Consider the following 19,720-nt stretch of genomic DNA (forward strand, 5'->3'; position numbering starts at 1 on the left):
AGCATTTCCAAATTTGTTAGTATCCCACTTTTTTAAACTAAATTTTCCTGAATGTACTCAACTGCATTTTCTCCAGCAATCCGACCGCTGTTTACTGCAAAACCCATGGAGTTACCTGGTAGGATAAAAATATAATCATTTCCACAAATCGAGTTTGCATCAATTCCGGCTGCATATAAACCTGGTACTGGATTACTTTCATTATCTACTGCCTCAGCCTTGTGATTAATTCGAACCCCGCCTAAACTTCCATAAGCCATCAAACCAAACTTACACGCATAGTATTTTGGCCCTTTGATAGGTTTCAAATATTTCCAGTTCTTTTCGAATAATTCGTCTCTGGTTTCACAGGCATGGTTATATTCTGCCAAAGTTTTTTTCAATCCATCCACATCGATTCCTGTTTTCTCTGCCAGTTCCTCGATGGAATTCGCACACACCATAATGTCTGGTCTATTTTCAAGAGCTTCATCAATTTCCTTGTTAACCAGATCAAAATCAGCATAAGCCGTAACGACATTGGTGAGATCCAAGCCATTTTTTTCGTAATGATTTTTTATATTTTCATCGATAATCGACCAAACCAACTTTTTCGGTTGACGTTTAATGGCATTACAAACAAAAGGTGGGTTTTCCATAACTTCTTCATTCATAAAACGATCGCCATTATAGTTAACCAGTAGGTCACCCTGTCTGAATGGTATTTCAAGTGGTGCATAGCCGCCTGTGTCTGGTGAAAAATAGCAGAATTCCATGGTTAATGGGGTTTGCGCAGCTCCTGCTTCGCACGCCATGTTGATCCCTTCACCTGCTAAACCTGGGATTCTGTATGAGAATAAATCTTCTCCCCATACTAAACCGGTACCTTCATTGATCATTTCCGGATTATCACCAAAACCACCGGTTGCGACGATTACAGCCCCACCTTTTACTTCAATTTCTTCACCGCTGGCATCCTCTGCTATTACACCGACAACAACGCCGTCTTCTTTAATGATCTTTTTAACCGGCGTTTCCAGGCAAATTTCTACACCCAATTCCTGGGCTCTTTCTGTCATGATTGTCATCATGATTGCCGCACCACGCACACCAGGATCGCCCGTTTTGGGTTTTACCAAATGCCATGTTGCTTCAGAACCTGGAAAATATTTAGACGGAATGGTAAATTTTACCCCCATATCTTCTAACCAATTGATTGTATCGCCTGATTTGTAAACATATTCTTTTACAAGTTTGGCGTCAACCTGCCAATGGGTATATTCCATAAATTTATCAAAAGCTTGTTTTGGGGTTAAACCAACCAGCATTTTTGCTTGCAGTCGACTTTCAACTCCAAAAATTCCCATTGCCATGTTGCCTGTTCCACCGGTTGTGTTGGCTTTTTCCAAAATAATAACACTTGCGCCTTTTTCTGCTGCTGTTATGGCTGCTGCAAGACCTGCAACACCGCCTGCTACCACTACTACGTCTGCTTCCATTTGTTTCAAAATAATTTCCTCCTCAAATTATGCTTTTATTTAAAAGAATTTTAACTCTTCTTTTTTCCTCTTAATCCCAAGCCCTGTTTTTTAAAACTGCCAACCGGAACCGGTTCTGCGGGTGTTTTAGGTTTGACTCCACCGGCAGCAACAATGGCAAGATAACCAGCCTTAATGCACTCGGACAGACAGTCCCCACATTGATCACATTTTTCCTGATCGATCACGTGGATCATCTTGTCACTGCCCGCAATTGCATTGTGTGGACAGACACTGATGCAAGCGCCGCATCCTTGGCATTTTTCGCCAAGAATATGGTAAGTAATCATTTTTTTACATACCAAGGCATCGCAGCGTCCCCGATCAATGTGTTTTTCAAATTCATCTTCAAAATTTACAACCGAACTGATAATCAATGCTGCTGCGTTTTTACCAAAATCACAATTCGCCGTTGTTGCGATTGCTTCTGCAATTTCCAGCATGTCTTTCACATCATTAGGTCTGCCTTTTTTGGCGGTAATATCCTTAATCATAAAGTAGATTTGTAAAAGTCCCTGTCGGCACAGCGAACAGGTACCACAGCTTTCTGATTTTAAGATCTCCAATACATTCTTCAAGAAATCAACCATGCAATTCTTTTCTGTAAGAACCTGAATACTGCCAGAAAAATTATCATCGATTGCTATTTCTGAGCCAGTGCGATTGAGTAATTGTCCACACAAACCACCGACGTTGACTGCTTTGACACTTTCCAAGTTGATGTTATTTTTTTCTAGTAGCGTACTGATTTTTAAATCAGCCCGGTCTTCAACAATACACTTTCCAATTCCTTCACCGGTTATCTGATAACAGCGTATCTTAGGATTGTTCTGAATTCCATCCGTATCTTGGTTTATTAGGGCTTCCCCACTGATGATAAGCACCGGTCTATCCTTAAAGGTCAGCTTTTCTGTCTCACTCTGGTAATCAAATCCAAGTGCTTTGCCAAGTTCCAGGTAAGAGATGAGCGCCGATGGCTCAGCTAACATCATTTTGCGCTCTGCCAGTTTAATTTCCAGCTGTACCTCAGTCTGGTTCTGGGCAATCGCATCTTTCATGGCCTCAATCGCCGGTTGATTCTGGGAATCCATTACGATTACCCCACCGTAGCCGTTAATGCGTTTGATCATCTTCACGAGCTCATCAATGATCGTTTTTTCATACTTTTCTAAAATGTACCCCATGATCTCAAGTGTCGGATCAGTATCCAGACACGTGCAGACAACAACGGTTTCACTATTTCTAACTTCAGTTGTTTTCAACTGGTTTTCATCTAAATCTTTTAATGTTATTTTCTCTGGCATTTCATCACTCCTCACATGTTGGGCACTCAGCTTCTGTATTGGAATAATCGACCCAGAATTTTACTTTGGTAATTTTATTTCTCAGATCACATTGCAGACATCGATTTGCCTCGCAAAGAGCAACCTTTTCCGATAATCCGTTATCAACTTGATCAAAATTTTTAATTCGCTCGTCTTTTGCATAAAAGCTGCATTCACAGCGGCTTTCATTTGCAAAATTCGGCCTTCTTCCCAAATAACCGTTTAGTGGTTCCACATCTGCCAGAACTTCATCAATCTGTCCGTCACCGCCCAGATACTTATCGACTTGTATCGCAGCCAAACGACCTTGTTGTATTCCTTCAATGACCGACGTCGTCCCTGTGACAACATCGCCAGCTGAAAAGACACCATCGCTTGAAGTCATCCTGGTCTGATCATCAATCATAATGGTACCATCTTGTTTTGTCGCCAATTGATAAGCTTCTGGTATATCCGGCCTTTGACCAACTGAGAAAATAACCGTATCCGCTGCAATGATATGTGTTGAATCTGGTTGAATCACTAACTGTGGTCTTTTATTTTCATCAAAGCTGCATGACTCTACAATATTGCATTCAACACCAGCAACATGGCCAGCTGACTCTATAATTTGACTGAAGGTTCGAGAATTATGGATGACAATACCTTCTTCTAGCCCCTGCTGGATCTCTTCATTGCTGGCGGTCATCGTTTCTCCGCATTCAAGACAGATAATCTGAACCGATTCGGCTCCCAATCGTTTTGCCACTCGTGCACAGTCAAAGGCCACATTTCCGCCCCCTAAAATAACAACATTTCTGCCAACTGCAACCATTTCTCCAAGTCGAACGCTTCTTAAGAAGTCAAGGTTTTCCAGAACACCTTTCAACTCGTTACCTGGGATCGGCAGACGTTTGCCTTGTTGTGAACCAATTGCCACAACGATCGCATCAGCGCTGTCTTTTCTCAGTTCAACCAGCGATTCAATTTTTCTCCCGGTCTGAATTTTTACACCAAAATCCTGAATCTCTTCAATTTCTTTCTGAATCACAGCACTGGGCAATCGGTATTCCGGAATCCCGTAACGCAACATTCCCCCGGCCTGGGGCAGCTGCTCGTATACGGTCACATCATGTCCGGATTTGGACAGATAATATGCTGCTGTCAAACCACTGGGACCTGCCCCGATGACTGCCACTTTTTTATTGGACGGTTTTTTTCGGATTGCTCTAGCTTTCCATTCATTATCTGCATTTTCTGCGGCAAACCGTTTTAATTCTTTAATTGATATTGCATCATTAAGTTCATTCCGGCGACAATTGGTCTCACAGAAATGCATACAGACATGGCCTAGTATAAGCGGAAACGGCACTTTCTCTCTGATGACTGCCGCTGCTTGAGCATAATGTCCTTCTCTGATTAATCGCAAATACCGGGGAATGTCAATATTTGCTGGACAGTTTTTAGTACAGGGGATCAAATCTTCGCCAGATAAAAATCCATCTTGCATGATACTATCCTTATCCCTCAGTGCCCCAGTTGGGCAGACGGCAACACAGGCTGTACAAAAACGACAACCAGCATCGGCTAGGCTTCCGTTTCCTTCAGCACAGACAATTACTTCACCTTTTTTATTTCGATTGTAATCAATTGCCTGAGCAGCTCTGACAGTTTGGCACATTCTAACACATCTGCCGCAGAGGATGCAGCGATCCAAATCTCGAATAATCAATGGATTGCCCGTTTCAATCGCCTGACTGTTCATAGTTCTTCTTACTCTGGAAGTACTGACTCCCAAATACTGAATAATCGACTGCAGTTCACATTTCAAGTATTTAGGACACTCTGTACAATCGTCCACATGTGATGCAAGCAGAAGTTCAACAACTAATCGGCGGATGCTCTCCAGTTTTTCTGTTTTTGTTTTTACCAGCATTCCTGCTGATACTTTTGTTTTACATGCTTTGATGGGTTCAGGGTTTCCGTCAATCTCGACGACACACATACCGCAATTCCCGGCATCCGGTAAATCGGGATGATGACATAGGTGCGGGATATATATGCCACACGCCAGTGCCACTTCAAGAAGCGATTTGCCTTCTTCTGTCTCGACGTTCCTTCCATCAATGTTAAGCTTAATCATTTTCATCAATACTTTCCTTTTCGTTTCTTCTTTGCTGAATTATTTTATTTCTGCTGTTTAGATGTAATTATGCTTTTGCCTTTGGGTGAAATGTAATCATCAACCAAAGGCAATAATGCATGAATGACGAGTCAAAACTGGCTGGTTGAAAATAAGTTTATTGAATCAGGTTAAAAAACATAATATCGAGAAAATACTGAAAACCGTCCTCATCATCTGGAAACAGATTAAATTCTTCTCTTAAGTCATCCATCATTTCTAAAACTGTGCGTTCTTGTTCCATTTCTCTACCTCCTAATATTTTCCATAAGTCATGACAAAATCATTAACCGCTCTAAAATTATCGATGTTCACATCATTGGGTGCGATCAGAATTTTATCTGTTGTGAAAATAAATCCACCACCTGGGGCACAGATGTCCACAACACGTTTAGCTTCTTCAATTAATTGTTCTTTTGAATTGTAAAATAATTGTTCGGTGTTCATCCCACCGGCAATTGTCACATTATCACCAATCAGCTTTTTAGCTTTGCAGATGTCATCCTTTTCCAATAAGCAGATAAACATGTCTTTGGGAAACTGATTAACAAATTCATAAAGATGTTCCCAATTCCCTTCCAGATAGCACATGATACGGATATTCATTTTATGAACCGCATCAATCACTTTTTTGAAAGATGGCCAATACAGCTTTTCAAATTGCTTCGCACTCATAAAAGTTGGTAAATGAATGGGTAGCCATAAAAACGGGAATTCCTGGCCTTTGATTTCATTCATCCCGGAAATATAGCGAATTAAAATATCGGCCAATTTGTCCGCTGCTTCAATGATCATATCCGGTCTTCTTCGCATATCCAGACTGATCCCTTTGAATCCACGATAGTAATCAAACAGCAGATCAACAGGTGCTACATACCAGCCAGCCAGCATACTCGGCATACCATATTTTTCCATGGATACATTAATACCCTTGAAAACATCACCCATAAATTTCTGACCTTCAATCAAAGATTCTTTTAATGCCTGATATTTTTCAGCATCACCTTTTTGCAGGTTAGGATATTTACGTACAAGCAATTCATTCAAAGTAAATTCAAATGGATTTTCGATGAGTTTTGAATACTCTTCCGGATCCGGCATCATCGGGTACTCGATGTGTTGCATCGTGTAGCCGTCTTCTGACCCCATGTAACAGTTTCTTCCCAAGGGATCGAATATTTTTGTCGCCCGGGTTGTTGTTGCCACAAAGGTACAGTCAAAATTAAAGTCCTCCAGAACTTTACCGTATGCTTCAAGCTCCTTATTAAAATCATTCTGTGCGTCATCCCATTTTATCTTTGAATATCCCAATGCCCATGATTGATACAAACCCATTACTGGAACACGGTCGGGTTCGATGTGGTGTGATGTCTTGACAATTCTCTCGATTCTTTCATTCAACAACTTGCTTAAATCACTCATTTCATTTCTCCTGCAATTTATTTTGTTTCTTCATTCATACCAAAAATATACACATGTGCTAGATGATAAGCTTTTCATAATCGAATGCTATGAAGGCTAATCTTGTCAAAATTGAGAAATCGCGCTAATTTCTGTAATTTCTTATGACATTACGATATCATGATCGACTTTTTCTGACAATTGATGGAAACTGAGAATAAAAGCGCTGATATTATGCTTGTTGCACAATAATTTTTATAAACGTTGTCTATAACCGGGTTTTGTGCTACTCTGATTTTAAAAATATGTAATGAAATTTTGAGCTATAAATAGTTTGAGGAGTGATAGTGTGAAAAATAACCCCGGCCCTCAAAAAAGGCCGAACTTAATAAAGAAAAGAAAAAAAGTAAAGTTCTTAGCTTCCGGTCGAGAGCTTCTGAATATCAGAAGCTAAATAACCGCTGGAAATTAAAAGTTTGAAGGCTTGTTTGATTGCTTTGGATTTTTGTTGATCTTTGATTTCTTGAGGCATGTCAATCTTGTATAAATCACAAGGATTAAACGATTCTCCTGTAGTCAACATATGATAGATTGCAGTAAGAATCATTCTGGCGATGGCAACAATGGCTCTTTTTTTACCGCGTCGTTTAAAGATACGTTCGTATTTTATTCTGTAGTAAGGTAAATCTTTGGATTTCACGGCTGCATGGGCACATTGTACCAATGCAGGTTTCAGGTAGATACCCGCACGTGTAATTCGAACCGATTTCTTCTTACCGGCAGATTCATTGTTTCCAGGCGTTAATCCCGCCCAGGAGCATAAACGCTTAGAAGAGCTGAATTGTGTCATATCGGTGCCAATCTCGGAGATGATGGTAATCGCAGAGCTGCGCTTCACTCCGGGAATGGTGCTGAGTAAAGTGATGAGATGTTCATGAGGCACCATCATCTGGTCAAGTTTTTGATCGATTTCCGAAATGGAATTTTCAACAAAATCAAGATGGGATTTAATCATAATCATACGATCCTTTTGTTCACACGTCATTTGATAACCTTGGATCGATTCAATGACGGCATCTGATTTTTTCTTAAGTGATCGTTTGAGAAAAGAAGTACATGTTTTGGAATCAAACGTGTCAGAAGTCATTAAATAGTCCGTGATGGCGGTGGCAGATTTGCCGAACATGTCTGAAACGACAGCATCAAGGGCTACATTACAAACGGTGAACGCATTTTGGAAACGATTTTTTTCACTCGACTTGCAGGAAACAAGTTTAGCCCGATAGCGGGTATACTCACGGAGAATACGTATGTTTTTTTCAGGAATAAAACTACCGGGAACAATCCCAAGACGGAATAAATCACCAATCCATTTGGAATCTTTGACATCATCTTTATTCCCTTTCACAGCCCTGACCCACTTGGGATTGGCAATGGTAACAGCGATGACATCTTCTAACAGATTGTAGACGGGTACCCAGTATTTACCGGTGGATTCCATACAGACATCATGACAATCATTTTCCAGAAGCCATTGTTTAAGTTGTAGAATGGCATTGTTGAAAGTTGAGAAACGCTTTTTAGAATACGACGGTTCAATGGCATTGGTTGTTTTAATCATCGTGGCAACCAGAAATGTTTTATGAACATCAATGCCACAACAAATCGGATAAACAACTTTCACAGCAAAACAACTCCCTTCATAAAGGTTGGAGTAACGTTTGACTGATCCATCACACAAATTAACAGGCGTTAAAACAATTCTTAGTGTGCGGTCTCGTGGATCCACTTATTTGTGCTTGAAAGATGGAACTTACACTGATTAAAATACTGTTTTGAACGAGACGTAATCTACGACTCCTCCTCCCGTGCTTTGTAGTATCGTCACTCCTATAAAAATTATAACAAAATGGTGAAAATCGCACACCATTTTTCATTACTATTTGTGCCGCAAGCGATAGCAGCGGAATGGAGATTAAAATGTCTAAAAACTTAAAAGAAATAAGAAACCCCCTGTCTTATTCTTTTTCTGCCAAACTGTTACAAATGATCTCTAATGACAGTCCAATTCATGAAATTATCAATGTTTCGTCTCAATTGATTAATAATCCAATGATTCTTCTTGATGAAGCTTATGAATTAATTGCAAGCACACCCAGTGTTGTGACAGATAATAAAATCTGGAATGATATAGTAAACGATGGCCACTGCTCAACTGAGTTTCTCAATGCAATTAAAAACAAACGTATTATCGAAAAGGTATATAATAATGATCTTTCGATTCTTGCTAAACTTCCAAATTGGCAAAATACCATTATTATGTCTAAAATTAAAATTAAAGATAAGCTCGTTGCCCATCTCGGGATTTTTGATATCACTCATAATTTTGAAGAAGATGATTTTGCGCTAAATACAATTATTTGCAATGCTCTTACCATCAAATTCAAAGAAGATCATCGATACAGTAATAAGCGAAGTCATATCCAGGAGTATTTTTTTACAGACATGCTGACAGGAAAAATATCAGATGAGGTAGAAATTATTGAACAGGAGAAAATTATTTTTGCCAACTTAAAGAAAAATCTTTTCCTATTGACCATTTTTATTGATAATTTTGAAGTTTATAATACGACGATCCCTTATGCCAAATATGAACTTGAGCGAATTTTTGATATCGATTACTCGATTGTCTTTAACAATCAAATTGTCATTCTTGTCAGTTCAGAAAGCGAGACTTTATTTTTTGCAAATGAGCTGGAAAAACTGAAGAAATATCTTTTGAAAAATAAAATGCGCTTAGGTATCAGTCGACGGTTCACTAAATTTTCTGATCTAAAAAATTTCTTCGCTCAGGCAAATTTAGCCATCGAATTAGGACGAAAAATAAGTGATGAAAGAAAAACAATTTTTTATTACGAAGACTATGCAACCTATCATTTACTTGAAATGATGTCAAAGGAACATAACCTAATGGATTTTTGTAACCCATCTCTGCTTGATTTAAAACAACACGATGCTGCCAAACACTCAGAATACCTGTACACACTGTTTATCTACCTTGAAAATAGACTAAACATCGTGGCATCCTCCGAACTTCTGAGTATTCACCGAAACACCATGAAATATCGTCTCGATCGGATAAAAAAAATCTTGAACTCGGAGTTGACCGATAATGAGCACATTTTTCATTATCATCTGTCACTGAAAATTTTAATATTTATGGGTGAGTTGAACTTTTTGAAATTCAAATATTAAATCCATTTTTTACAGATAAACACAAAACCCTCGCCACATTGACGAGGGTTTTAACTATTCTAATAAGCTATCGAATTCCGCAGCGGAATCTGAAAATGGCAAAACAATTCATCGGGATAACGGATCACCCCAAAGCCTTGAGACACGGCGAAATCTGCCATGGCCTCCATCACTGTGGCATTCATATGGCCGGGGGGTGATTCGATCGGTTTTGGGGTCGGTGATGAACCGGACATGGGCATCGGCCAACGCTATGCTGCACTTGGGCTTATGACAGTCGCAAACTTTAACCGCTAAGCTTCGATCACTTTCGTCAAACACATTATTCCCGCCTTTACTAATTGTTCACTTATTATTCGTTCAATTAGCAACTCAGCATTTATATGGTAGTCGATGATCTGTAAAGTTGATTTTTAAAATATCTTGATCAAATAATTTTAAAATGCGTCAGGGAGGGTATTCATTTAATAGCCGACATAATATTGGGGAGGTAAAAAAATGAATATTGAACAAGTGATCAAGAACCTGAAAAAAATTGATGGTTCCCGGGATATCTGGCGGGACATCATTAAAGCATTCGATGGCTTTTCGTTTAATGGAGTGACTGAAGTCGCTATTGAATCGCAAATGGATGATGAAATTGTCCAGGCCTTTATCGATACGGACGGCTCGCCGGTGATCCAAATCGCGCTGGATCAGTGGGCCGATGGTACCTACGTGGTCATTGATGCGTCGCAGCTCCGCTGACCAACTGATATCTAGACATAAAAAACACGCTGTCAATGGTTTTAATCAGCCATTGACAGCGTGTCTTTTATTTGTGACTATTTCTGAAAACCGGGAAGCTCCGCTCAGTTAAGGGAAGTTTCTAAATATGTCATCGTCTTAAAATCGATCAACTCAATTTCTTCACCCCGGCAGTCATTGACGACATTTTGGGAAAAGCCGCTTTTGGAAAAGATAACAAAGTGCTTTTGTGCAAAGGAAAAGAGCTCTCCCCGCCGTTTCAGGGCAGATACCACGTCCATCTTCACCGGTTCATTCTGCCATTTGCATTCGCCGAATAGTGCCTGATTTTCATGGAAGGCCATCAGATCGATTTCTTCCTGACGTTTTTCCACAGGATTATTACCCCACCAGCGTCCCACCTCACCATAGGCGAAGGGCGCCTTTTCATAAATCTCTGGCAAATACAGATATTGTTTACAGATCTCTTCAAAGACATTTCCCATAAAATGATTGAGCTGTGATCGGACCTGGTTTTCAAAAATAGCGGCACCAATGCCCCGGCTGATGGCGCTGATGTTGGGCCGGACAAACCGGTACCAGAAGGTAAACATGCTATCTTCAAGCCGATAAAGTGTCTTCTTACTGCGGACTTCGGTCACCGGAATTTCCTTTCGGACGATCCCCAGTTCAATCAGCGAGGACAGCCGACTGCTGGCACCACTGGTTTCTAGCCCTGTTTTCGTGGCGATTTCGTTTAGCCGGCTGGCGCCTCCGGCAATCGCCGAGATGACCGAATGATACGAAGCTGGTTCCCGGAGTTCCTGTTTTAGCAGATTACCCGGTTCCTCGAACAGGCGGCCGCTTTCCTCGAAAAATAAGTTGATCAGATTATCTTCCAGTTTCTTTTTAGCATCGATCCGGGACAGGTATTCCGGGATTCCCCCAGTCACACCATAAAGCACCGCCTGGTCCTCACGATCAAACCCGCCCAGCATTTCGCGGGATTCAAAAAAAGTAAAGGGATGAATCTTGAACTGGGCCGTTCTTCTACCGTAAAGCGGACTTTTGTAACCCAATACCTGATGCTCCATAAAACTCATCGATGACCCGCAGAGAATCAGGAACAAGGGGCTGTTTTTCCAGACGTGATCAATATGCGCCTGAAGCATTGATGAGATCGCCGGATAGCTTTCCGCCAGGTAAGGATACTCATCAATGACCAAAATCAGCCGTTCCTTTTCGCATACGCTGTCAAGAAAATTTAAGAGGTCAGCGAAAGATGCAAAGGCCGGTAACGGTAAGCCTGGCGATGTCTCTCTCAGGATGGCCCGGGACATCGCCGCCAGATTATCTTTAGCCGTTCCTTCGGTGGCGGTGAAATAGATGGTTTTTTTGCCCTGACAGAAATGATCGATCAAGGTGGTCTTTCCCACCCGCCTTCGACCATAAAATACAGCACATTCAAATTGATCCTGATGATACAACTCTGCAAGCTTTTTTAATTCCCGTTTTCTTCCGACAAACACACTCTTGCCTCCTTGCTAATTATCAAATTACTATTTGTTAAATTAGTATTTATGTAATTAGTATATCAGCTTTCACATGGTTGTCAATGGACTGTGACGTTCATTCTGAAAATATTGACCAAATTTTTTTTAAATGTGCCAGAGAGGGTATTCATTTAATAACCGACATTATATTGGGGAGGGAATCGATTGTGATGAAAAAAATAATCATCGACGATACCATGCAACAAGGCTCTTATTACTTAAGTGAAGCGATGGGCGCAAATTTTGATCCTGATTTTACACCAGAGCTCTCACCCAAAGAACTATTAGCTTTGGGCCTTTTCGGAGGCAAGTACATGACTGATTGTCGATCTGAGTTTCCGGAGGATTGGTATGACCATGCCAAACTCTCGCCAGCCCGAAAAGATATTTCCTTAAATTATTATCAGGTCGATGCTTCGCAGCCGCTTAGCGTCTGGCAGGCCAACGGCTGGATCAACCCCATCGATCCCCGGGGCTGGTTTCAATGGTATTGCCGCTATTATTATGGCCGTCGCGTTCCTGACGAAGACCGCCGCCAGATTAAGCGCTGGAAAGCGATGGTGCGCCATATTGGCGCGATTAAAAAGAATTGCGACAATATGGATCAAAGCTGTCGCAAAAAACAGCGACAGGCCCTGCTGCACTGGGCCTATGACAGTCGCAAACTTTAATCTGCCAATCGACAGTCTAGTTACCGAAGTTCCTGATTCAGACGTTTAACGCTAACTATCTCATCCGTTTTCACTGCCTTAGATGGCAGAATGGCGTACCATTGATTATTGATCATCGCTTCTCCCTTTCAATTTAGGTAACAAGCAGCTTTTTATATTTATCAGAAATTTTCAGCCACAGATCTTCACGATTGCGATGACTGTCATCCCCGGCACTACGCTCGTATTGTCTTCCTACTTATCATAAAGAATATTTTTGCGCAGCGTCTCGGCTTCTTGCGCGCCGACTAAAACCGTCACCAGTTCCAGGGCAAAATCGACGGCTTTGCCCGGGCCCCGGGAGGTGATCAGGTTGCCGTCCCGGATGACGGCGTCCGTTTGGTAGATTGCCTGGGGCAGATCCGCCTCAAAGCCGGGATAAGAGGTCACTTTTTTGCCAGCAATGATCCCGGCTTTGGCTAGCACGATGGGCCCGGCACAGATGGCGGCCACTAATTTTCCGGCCGCATTCATGTCGTTGACGATTTTGACGACCCGGGCATCGTCCCGCAGATTGGCGGCTCCGGGCATGCCACCAGGTATAACAACCGCCGCGTAACCATCAAGGTTGTCCAGCTCATCAATATGTTTGTCCGCTTTGACTTCAATCTGATGACTGCCGGCAACCATCAGGCTGTCGCCGACGCTAACCATTTCCACCGTAATCGGCTTGACGCGTCTTAAATAATCGACCACGGTTAAAGCTTCCACTTCCTCAAATCCCGGTGCTAAAAAAACTATTACGTTCATCTTTTTCCTCCTTATTACAAAACTGTTCAGTTTTCCAAGCGATTCACTGCTTATTTCTGTCTCTATTTTAACAGAAATCAGGTCCCAATTGGAGAGAATTATCACGCTGGCTGGCGTTAAAATAAAAACCACGCTGGCAATGGCTTAATGCGCCATTGACAACGTGTCTTCTTAGTGTAGTCCGCGTCGTTGTGAAACCCGGTCACAGCAATTTAACCATTTTTATTTCAGCCATCCCATCGATCGTTGCACAGCCTGATCCCAGAAACCACACAATTCCTGACGTTTTTCGGCACTGATTTGCGGTTCGAAGCGCCGTTCAATTTTCCAGAACTCGGCAATTTCGGCAAAGCTGTCCCAATAGCCCACAGCCAGACCGGCTGCATAAACCGCCCCCAGGGTCGTCGTTTCGGTAATCACCGGGCGCTCGACGGGAATGCCTAAAATATCGGCCTGGAACTGCAGCATGAAATCACTTTTGGCGCCACCGCCGTCAGCCCGCAGTTTGGTCAATTTAAAACCCGATTTCTTTTCCATCACATTAAAGGCATCTTTCACCTGAAAGGCCATCGATTCCAGGGCCGCCCGAGCAATGTGATGCTTGGTCGTCCCCCGGGAAATCCCCATAATCGTGCCGCGGGCGTAGGAATCAAAATAGGGCGCCCCCAAGCCCACAAAAGCCGGCACAAAATAGACCCCGAGACTGTCTTCCACCTGCAGCGCCAGTTCCTCGGCCTCTTTGGCGTCGTTAATAATTCCCAGACCATCCCGCAGCCATTGGATGACAGCGCCTGAGACATCAGCCATGCCTTCCAGGCCGTAATCGGTTCGTCCTTTGGCACTCCATAGCACCGGTGAAAACAGACCGTCAGACGGTGGCACATACTTATCGCCGGTATTCATCACCATAAAGGATCCGGTTCCATAGGTGTTTTTTGCCATCCCCTTTTCCAGACAGCCCTGGCCAAATGCGGCGGCCTGCTGATCACCTAAAATACCGGCCACTGCAATTTCGGCCCCAAAGAACACGGCCGGATCGGTCATGCCATACACCTCGCTGGAAGTTCGCAGCTCCGGCAGAATTTCCCGGGGGATCTGTAATTCATTGAGAATCCATTCGTCATAATCCAGGGTTCTGGCGTTTTGCAGCAGCGTAACCGAGGCATTGGAGTAATCGGTCACATGGGCCCGGCCACCAGTCAGCTTCCAAACCAGCCAGGTATCAATAGTGCCGTAAAGCAATTCGCCGTTATCGACGCCGGCCTTCACCTTGGGGTCATTGTCCAACAGCCAGCGAATTTTTGTGGCGGCATCATTGGGGACAATGATCATCCCGGTGCGATCAACAATCCCGGCCCCGTCTTTGGCTTCCAGGGCTTCACAGATGTCCAGACTGCGGCGGTCCTGCCAGACAATCGCCCGACACACCGGCTGGCTGGTGGTTTTGTCCCAAAACACCGTGGTTTCCCGTTGATTGGTAATGCCGATGGCTTCAATCGCTTCCGGTTTGACGTTACCATTTTTTAGCGCCTCCGCCACCATTTTCAGGGTCACTTCCCAAATTTCATTGGCATCATGCTCAACCCATCCAGATTGGGGAAAATGCTGAGTAAATTCCGAGTAAGCCTGGGAAATAACGTTCACGGCTTTATCAAAAATCATGACCTTGACGCCGGTCGTGCCTTCATCAATTCCTAAAATATACTTCATCGCGCTTCTCCTTTATTTTTTATAAACAATTTTGCCTTGATAAATGGTCATCACGACCCCAATATCCTTGATGGTTTCCGGTGCGACCGCCAGCGGGTTTTGCTCCAGAACCGTGATATCGCCGGCTTTACCGGGGCTTAAGCTGCCGCGGAGCAGTTCTTCTTTGGCGGTGAAGGCCCCATCGATGGTAAACAGCCGCAGTGCCTCGCCGGGGCTGATGGCGTTTGGCGAATAGGGCGGATTGACCGCCGCATGAATCCCCAGGACCGGATTGATGGGGGTCACATTGGAATCCGATCCGCCACTCACAACAAGCCCGGCATCGATAAACTCACGAATCGGATAAGCCCGGTGATTTCGTTCCGCCCCGACCCGTTCTTCATAGACACTAGCGGGACCGCCCCGCAAATAGGTAAATGCCGGTTGGGTCGAAATCACCGCGCCCAGCGCTGCCGCCCGTTTAATATCGCGGTCATCCGGAAAACCAAAATGTTCAATCCGAAAGCGATGGTCATCAACCGGATATTTATTTAAAGCCCGTTCCAGACAGTTTAGCACCTGGGTGATGGCCCGTTGACCAATGGCATGAAAACCGGTTTGCAGTCCCGCTCGATGGGCGGTTTCGATGTAATGGGTGATCCACTCATCAGTATAGTAAAGTTCACCGAGCGATTCGGGATCATCCGCATAGGGTTCCTTAAATGCGGCGGTGCGTGAACCAATCGAGCCATCCAGGAGGATATCGGTGCCAATGATTGTCAGCCCCTTGGCCACCACCTCCGGCACCGCGGTACTGCACCAGTGCAGCACCACATGGAGCGGCAAACTGTCGATGAGTTCTAAAAATACCGGGATGTCGGAATCCGAAGACAGATCGCCGCCTTCCATTGCATGAATGGTGGTGACGCCCATTGCCACCGCCATTTTTGCGGTATGGCGAATGGCCGCTTCCCGCTGATCCCAGGTCAGCTTATCAAAAAAATATTTGCGGGCATGACTGTTGGCATGACTGTGAAGCCGGCCATTTCGCTTTCCCGCCTGATCCCGACCGAGGCCTTCTTCAGCTTCTAAAAATCCCATCAATTCCATGGCAATGGTATTGACCTGGGTATAATGCAGGCCCCGGTCGACCAGATATACGGGCCGGTCTCTAAAAACCTGATCCAATTCGCTGGCAGTGGGCGGTCTTTTCTCCTGTAACCGGGATTCATCCAGCCCATAGCCAAAGATCCATTCCTGTTCGTTGGCACTCTTGTCGGCTGCCAGTTTTTCCAGCACCGCGGCAATCGATCGGCAGTCATACAGGTTAATGCCGATCGCCGCCAGGCCGGTGCTCATCATATGCACGTGGCAATCATGAAGACCGGGTAAAAATGTTTGGCCGTTGAGATCGATAATCGCTGCCTGTTCGAACTCGGCCTGTTTTTCTATCTCTGAGCTGGTGCCGATTTTTTCAATGAACCCATTTTTAAGATAAATTCCCTGGCAAACCGGATGATCTTCATCCATGGTGATGCCAATTCCGTTAATGAGGGCAAGTTTTTCTTCCATTGCTGCCTCCTTCCTCATTCTGATCGATACTGATAAAAGTTCAGGCGGCTTACGCCGCCTGGTTTTTAACTTATGCCAAGATCTTTTTAACTTCAGCGGCGACGGCTTTACCCAACGCGGCGTGGCTGGCGGCATCTAAATGAAGGCCGTCAATGGCACTGGCCTGGGCCACGGTTGCGGCATCAAAGAAGGGCACGCCCCGGCTGGCGGCGACGCCTTGATAAAATTCGGCCATCTCAATTGATTTTTCGCGGTTGCCGGCAAACATAAATTTGAAGATCCCATCTTCAATCGGCCCCAGCGGCGGTGGTGCAATAAACAGCACCTTTGGTCCCGCGGGGCCAAACGCCCCGACCTGGGCCAGCGTTTTATCGAGAATCAGACTGGCGCCATTGGCAATATCCTGAGCGGTCACCGTATAACGGCATTTTAAATCATTGGTGCCGATCATGATAATCACTAAATCCAGCGGCGCATGGCTATCCAACAAAGGAATAATCTGCTGTTTGCCACAGCGGTATTCTTCAATGGGATCGTCCCAAACCGTGGTCCGGCCGTTTAAGCCTTCCGGGATGACCTTATAATCATCGCCTAATTCGGCCTGGAGCACCCCAGCCCAGCGGACTTCGTCCGGCCAGCGTTTAATTGCGGCCACTAAATCATTGGATGGGTCCCATCCCCAGGTGTTTGAATCGCCAAAAATCATCACGTTTTTCATCAATTTTCCTCCATTTATATAAATATTTTGATACCATGTTAAGCTGTCAAGCCTGTTGATCCCAGAGTTCCAGATTGCTGGTGGCCACTGACGCAACACCGATTTTTATCGCCTTGCTGATTTGTTCACTGGTTGTCATTAATCCCCCTAAGATGATGGGCACCCCGGTTTCACCTTTTATCTCCCGAATCAGCTGTTCCGGAATGGTACCGGGCATCAGAATAACCACATCCGGTTGATGTTCCTTAATATTGATCAGGCCGGTTCGACAGGCATCCGAATCGATGACGAAAAAGCCGAAGGCCGCCATCATCCCGGATTCCTTAATATATTTGACGCAGAGCGGTTTCATAGTGATGACACAGTCGACCCCACAGTTCGCCATATACTGAATACCCATTTTATCTCGGGCTATTCCTTTAATTGAATCCTGATGGACCATCACCTTTTTTCCGGCCCGATGAATATATCCCACCAGTTGCGGCAGGGTATTGATATCCCCCAGTTTGAGCATAATCCAATCCGCGTCGGTTTTTTCAATGGCGTAAAGCAATTCTTTCCGTTGATGAACCGACGGAATAACCGCTTTGAATTTCAATTGTTGACAGCCATTGACTGTCACGCCGTTTTTTATTTGCATCATATTTCCTTCCCGTAACACCGCGGTGACTTTTTAAACATAAAAAAGTCCGCATCATACCGAGGACGCCAGCCAGAAATTTCCGGCTCGGTGCACCCTCAGTATCATACGGACATCTCTTAAACTCTTGTCCCATGTTTATTCTATTGTCATGAATTCGGTTGTAATGGTTTTCTTTTTCTAATTCTATTCCTTTTTTACCAGGGTGTCAAGGGATAAAGAATCGTTAACAAAGAATTGATTCGCTTAAACCAGTATGAGCAGATTTCAATCTACGGCAACGATCGCAGTGTCCATGTCTATGAGAGCATCGGGGCGCTGGCCGTAGCCGCCGGTCAAACCCTGACCATTAACCAGCATAACCATCAGGATTATCCGCTGGAACTTTCTTTTATTCACTAGGGGATCACCTTCTACCAGCTCAAATCAGCGGCGGCAGTGGCCGCTTTGGGCTGGGGGGCGGATGCTTGATAAACGGGGTTAACGGTAGGTTTGAGGCGTGAGTGGTGGGGCAAAAAATTGAAAAAACGCCCGTGGGAGCGGGAGTTTCTGGTTCTTGCATATTTGTTATAACTGATCACTATTGTGCTTTTGGTGTCCAGCCCGGGTCTTAACTGGAGCGGTTTTTTATGGTTTAGTACTCATAAAACTCTCCTTAAAAATAAAAAGCCCACCGAGTGTGCGTGTCTACGACAGAGGCCCGAGGGATTTGTTAACATTACATTGACGCTTTCTAGTTCGTTTGTCAATGCTTTTCAATGAGCTTTAAAGAATCACGATTGAAACCAAGTGGAACGACAACGAGTTGATGTTACTGCCCAATTGTATATTCCGACCGGCGAACTCCATGGGGATGCGGACGGAATATACATCCTTATGTCCGCCAATCGGACAAGCCTCATTCGAACGATCTTTAATATGATGACACAATTCGTGCGCAGCTGTAAAACGCTGTCGCGGAATCGGTCGATTATAATTGATACCAACAATGGGGATATCCTCTTGATTTAGTGGAGCAATATAAATCCCCTCAAGTTCTTTGAAGTCTCGAAATTGGTAAACAATACCATTCATAGACAATAACTTGAAGGGATCAATCGGAAATGTTATCTCATTTTCTTCCTGTAACCTGTCGATGATTCTTTTAGCTAATTGCTGCGGTGAATCTAAATATTTCTCATATTTATAATCTCTCAGCATCTAAATCATTGACTCCTTAAACTTCCTTTTAAAATCAATCAGATTCATTATTTCTTTTTTATCATTGTCGGAAAGCGTTGAAAAAGCTCTGGCAAACATATTAACTTCAGCATCTTCAGGTTTTGTTTCATGAAGGATTTCATCTACCGTTACACCGTAAATCCGAGCAAACATATCCAATTCATTCGCTAAAACATTACGTTCGCCACATTCTATTGCAGTAATGGTAGTTCGAGAAACCCCGATCTGTTTTGCAACATAATCTTGAGAAAGACCTAACGCCTTTCTGTAACCTTTCAATCTTTCAAAAATAGTTTTCATTTTACTCACTCCTCTTATGAATATTATACTGCCCTGCGCAAAAAAACACAATCTATTTCGTCAGGATTCCTGACATTATTAGTGTTAAGTAAATTCAAGTCTAATTTGTTTTTTAACATGAAACAATTAATATCTTACTGAGAGTATTTCTATTTCTTCCCATGAATTCTTAAATCAAATTG

The 19,720-nt window shown here is 43.6% G+C and carries 19 protein-coding genes; 4 read left to right on the forward strand and 15 right to left on the reverse strand.

From position 1 onward, the window contains the following. Nucleotides 1-32: 32 nt before the first annotated feature. The 6 genes from ABGU93_RS15660 to ABGU93_RS15685 all read right to left on the reverse strand — a co-directional run bounded on the left by ABGU93_RS15660 (nucleotide 33) and on the right by ABGU93_RS15685 (nucleotide 8,088). Nucleotides 33-1,478, reverse strand: coding sequence for an FAD-binding protein (locus ABGU93_RS15660; RefSeq protein ID WP_347414387.1), 1,446 nt, complete (start codon nucleotides 1,476-1,478; stop codon nucleotides 33-35). Nucleotides 1,479-1,528: 50 nt separating this feature from the next. After that, nucleotides 1,529-2,821 carry an NADH-ubiquinone oxidoreductase-F iron-sulfur binding region domain-containing protein gene (locus tag ABGU93_RS15665; protein WP_347414332.1) on the reverse strand — a complete coding sequence of 431 codons (1,293 nt, stop codon included), beginning with the start codon at nucleotides 2,819-2,821 and terminating at the stop codon, nucleotides 1,529-1,531. Between the two features lie 4 nt (nucleotides 2,822-2,825). After that, nucleotides 2,826-4,970 carry an FAD-dependent oxidoreductase gene (locus tag ABGU93_RS15670; protein ID WP_347414333.1) on the reverse strand — a complete coding sequence of 715 codons (2,145 nt, stop codon included), beginning with the start codon at nucleotides 4,968-4,970 and terminating at the stop codon, nucleotides 2,826-2,828. Nucleotides 4,971-5,121: 151 nt separating this feature from the next. Beyond that, the gene (locus ABGU93_RS15675) at nucleotides 5,122-5,247 is read right to left on the reverse strand and encodes a hypothetical protein (protein ID WP_347414334.1); all 126 of its coding nucleotides are present in this window, start codon (nucleotides 5,245-5,247) and stop codon (nucleotides 5,122-5,124) included. Nucleotides 5,248-5,258: 11 nt separating this feature from the next. After that, complete coding sequence (locus tag ABGU93_RS15680; RefSeq protein WP_347414335.1) at nucleotides 5,259-6,425, reverse strand: uroporphyrinogen decarboxylase family protein; 1,167 nt, start codon at nucleotides 6,423-6,425, stop codon at nucleotides 5,259-5,261. A 394-nt stretch (nucleotides 6,426-6,819) separates the two neighbouring features. Beyond that, nucleotides 6,820-8,088: an IS110 family transposase gene (locus ABGU93_RS15685; RefSeq protein ID WP_347414336.1), complete on the reverse strand. Its 1,269-nt coding sequence runs from the start codon at nucleotides 8,086-8,088 to the stop codon at nucleotides 6,820-6,822. A 284-nt stretch (nucleotides 8,089-8,372) separates the two neighbouring features. On the opposite strand from ABGU93_RS15685, the gene ABGU93_RS15690 reads away from it, so the two are divergent. Continuing rightward, nucleotides 8,373-9,659 (forward strand): helix-turn-helix domain-containing protein, encoded by a 1,287-nt coding sequence (locus tag ABGU93_RS15690; protein ID WP_347414337.1) that lies wholly within the window; start codon nucleotides 8,373-8,375, stop codon nucleotides 9,657-9,659. A 59-nt stretch (nucleotides 9,660-9,718) separates the two neighbouring features. On the opposite strand, the gene ABGU93_RS15695 is transcribed toward ABGU93_RS15690, so the two are convergent. Next, nucleotides 9,719-9,895, reverse strand: a complete 177-nt coding sequence (locus ABGU93_RS15695; RefSeq protein ID WP_347414338.1) for a hypothetical protein — start codon at nucleotides 9,893-9,895, stop codon at nucleotides 9,719-9,721. 262 nt (nucleotides 9,896-10,157) lie between these two features. Between ABGU93_RS15695 and ABGU93_RS15700 the strand changes: the two genes are divergently transcribed. Further along, entirely contained in the window at nucleotides 10,158-10,406 is a 249-nt protein-coding gene (locus ABGU93_RS15700) for a hypothetical protein (RefSeq protein WP_347414339.1), read from the forward strand. Between the two features lie 104 nt (nucleotides 10,407-10,510). Here ABGU93_RS15700 and ABGU93_RS15705 read toward each other — a convergent pair whose 3' ends face one another. Continuing rightward, complete coding sequence (locus tag ABGU93_RS15705) at nucleotides 10,511-11,914, reverse strand: ATP-binding protein (RefSeq protein WP_347414340.1); 1,404 nt, start codon at nucleotides 11,912-11,914, stop codon at nucleotides 10,511-10,513. A 194-nt stretch (nucleotides 11,915-12,108) separates the two neighbouring features. Between ABGU93_RS15705 and ABGU93_RS15710 the strand changes: the two genes are divergently transcribed. Continuing rightward, nucleotides 12,109-12,609 (forward strand): hypothetical protein, encoded by a 501-nt coding sequence (locus ABGU93_RS15710; RefSeq protein ID WP_347414341.1) that lies wholly within the window; start codon nucleotides 12,109-12,111, stop codon nucleotides 12,607-12,609. Between the two features lie 234 nt (nucleotides 12,610-12,843). Here the strand turns inward: ABGU93_RS15710 and ABGU93_RS15715 are convergent, their stop codons facing one another. The 5 genes from ABGU93_RS15715 to ABGU93_RS15735 all read right to left on the reverse strand — a co-directional run bounded on the left by ABGU93_RS15715 (nucleotide 12,844) and on the right by ABGU93_RS15735 (nucleotide 18,020). Next, nucleotides 12,844-13,398 (reverse strand): DJ-1 family glyoxalase III, encoded by a 555-nt coding sequence (locus ABGU93_RS15715; RefSeq protein WP_347414342.1) that lies wholly within the window; start codon nucleotides 13,396-13,398, stop codon nucleotides 12,844-12,846. Between the two features lie 222 nt (nucleotides 13,399-13,620). Further along, nucleotides 13,621-15,108 carry a glycerol kinase GlpK gene (gene glpK, locus ABGU93_RS15720; protein ID WP_347414343.1) on the reverse strand — a complete coding sequence of 496 codons (1,488 nt, stop codon included), beginning with the start codon at nucleotides 15,106-15,108 and terminating at the stop codon, nucleotides 13,621-13,623. A 12-nt stretch (nucleotides 15,109-15,120) separates the two neighbouring features. Next, nucleotides 15,121-16,659 (reverse strand): amidohydrolase, encoded by a 1,539-nt coding sequence (locus ABGU93_RS15725; RefSeq protein ID WP_347414344.1) that lies wholly within the window; start codon nucleotides 16,657-16,659, stop codon nucleotides 15,121-15,123. A 70-nt stretch (nucleotides 16,660-16,729) separates the two neighbouring features. Then, nucleotides 16,730-17,377 carry an SGNH/GDSL hydrolase family protein gene (locus tag ABGU93_RS15730; RefSeq protein ID WP_347414345.1) on the reverse strand — a complete coding sequence of 216 codons (648 nt, stop codon included), beginning with the start codon at nucleotides 17,375-17,377 and terminating at the stop codon, nucleotides 16,730-16,732. A 46-nt stretch (nucleotides 17,378-17,423) separates the two neighbouring features. Then, complete coding sequence (locus tag ABGU93_RS15735) at nucleotides 17,424-18,020, reverse strand: glycerol-3-phosphate responsive antiterminator (RefSeq protein WP_347414346.1); 597 nt, start codon at nucleotides 18,018-18,020, stop codon at nucleotides 17,424-17,426. Between the two features lie 234 nt (nucleotides 18,021-18,254). Here ABGU93_RS15735 and ABGU93_RS15740 point away from each other — a divergent pair, with 234 nt between their 5' ends. Further along, nucleotides 18,255-18,419 carry a hypothetical protein gene (locus ABGU93_RS15740; protein ID WP_322518856.1) on the forward strand — a complete coding sequence of 55 codons (165 nt, stop codon included), beginning with the start codon at nucleotides 18,255-18,257 and terminating at the stop codon, nucleotides 18,417-18,419. Between the two features lie 363 nt (nucleotides 18,420-18,782). On the opposite strand, the gene ABGU93_RS15745 is transcribed toward ABGU93_RS15740, so the two are convergent. Together ABGU93_RS15745 and ABGU93_RS15750 are read right to left on the reverse strand one after the other, a co-directional pair. Continuing rightward, complete coding sequence (locus ABGU93_RS15745) at nucleotides 18,783-19,217, reverse strand: ImmA/IrrE family metallo-endopeptidase (RefSeq protein WP_347414347.1); 435 nt, start codon at nucleotides 19,215-19,217, stop codon at nucleotides 18,783-18,785. Then, a complete protein-coding gene (locus ABGU93_RS15750; protein WP_347414348.1) occupies nucleotides 19,218-19,538 on the reverse strand; it encodes a helix-turn-helix transcriptional regulator in 321 nt (106 codons plus the stop codon). Between the last annotated feature and the right edge of the window lie 182 nt (nucleotides 19,539-19,720).

The organism is Acetobacterium sp. (genome assembly GCF_039830195.1).
Lineage (GTDB): Bacteria > Bacillota > Clostridia > Eubacteriales > Eubacteriaceae > Acetobacterium.

What these genes read in the sequence shown, in the direction of transcription:
- ABGU93_RS15745 (WP_347414347.1), bottom strand. Translation starts at nt 19,217, where the DNA reads ATGCTGAGAGATTATAAATATGAGAAATATTTAGATTCACCGCAGCAA.
- ABGU93_RS15675 (WP_347414334.1), bottom strand. Translation starts at nt 5,247, where the DNA reads ATGGAACAAGAACGCACAGTTTTAGAAATGATGGATGACTTAAGAGAA.
- ABGU93_RS15690 (WP_347414337.1), top strand. Translation starts at nt 8,373, where the DNA reads ATGGAGATTAAAATGTCTAAAAACTTAAAAGAAATAAGAAACCCCCTG.
- ABGU93_RS15700 (WP_347414339.1), top strand. Translation starts at nt 10,158, where the DNA reads ATGAATATTGAACAAGTGATCAAGAACCTGAAAAAAATTGATGGTTCC.
- ABGU93_RS15710 (WP_347414341.1), top strand. Translation starts at nt 12,109, where the DNA reads ATGAAAAAAATAATCATCGACGATACCATGCAACAAGGCTCTTATTAC.
- ABGU93_RS15725 (WP_347414344.1), bottom strand. Translation starts at nt 16,659, where the DNA reads ATGGAAGAAAAACTTGCCCTCATTAACGGAATTGGCATCACCATGGAT.
- ABGU93_RS15670 (WP_347414333.1), bottom strand. Translation starts at nt 4,970, where the DNA reads ATGAAAATGATTAAGCTTAACATTGATGGAAGGAACGTCGAGACAGAA.
- ABGU93_RS15680 (WP_347414335.1), bottom strand. Translation starts at nt 6,425, where the DNA reads ATGAGTGATTTAAGCAAGTTGTTGAATGAAAGAATCGAGAGAATTGTC.
- glpK (WP_347414343.1), bottom strand. Translation starts at nt 15,108, where the DNA reads ATGAAGTATATTTTAGGAATTGATGAAGGCACGACCGGCGTCAAGGTC.
- ABGU93_RS15665 (WP_347414332.1), bottom strand. Translation starts at nt 2,821, where the DNA reads ATGCCAGAGAAAATAACATTAAAAGATTTAGATGAAAACCAGTTGAAA.
- ABGU93_RS15750 (WP_347414348.1), bottom strand. Translation starts at nt 19,538, where the DNA reads ATGAAAACTATTTTTGAAAGATTGAAAGGTTACAGAAAGGCGTTAGGT.
- ABGU93_RS15660 (WP_347414387.1), bottom strand. Translation starts at nt 1,478, where the DNA reads ATGGAAGCAGACGTAGTAGTGGTAGCAGGCGGTGTTGCAGGTCTTGCA.
- ABGU93_RS15715 (WP_347414342.1), bottom strand. Translation starts at nt 13,398, where the DNA reads ATGAACGTAATAGTTTTTTTAGCACCGGGATTTGAGGAAGTGGAAGCT.
- ABGU93_RS15735 (WP_347414346.1), bottom strand. Translation starts at nt 18,020, where the DNA reads ATGATGCAAATAAAAAACGGCGTGACAGTCAATGGCTGTCAACAATTG.
- ABGU93_RS15730 (WP_347414345.1), bottom strand. Translation starts at nt 17,377, where the DNA reads ATGAAAAACGTGATGATTTTTGGCGATTCAAACACCTGGGGATGGGAC.
- ABGU93_RS15695 (WP_347414338.1), bottom strand. Translation starts at nt 9,895, where the DNA reads ATGTCCGGTTCATCACCGACCCCAAAACCGATCGAATCACCCCCCGGC.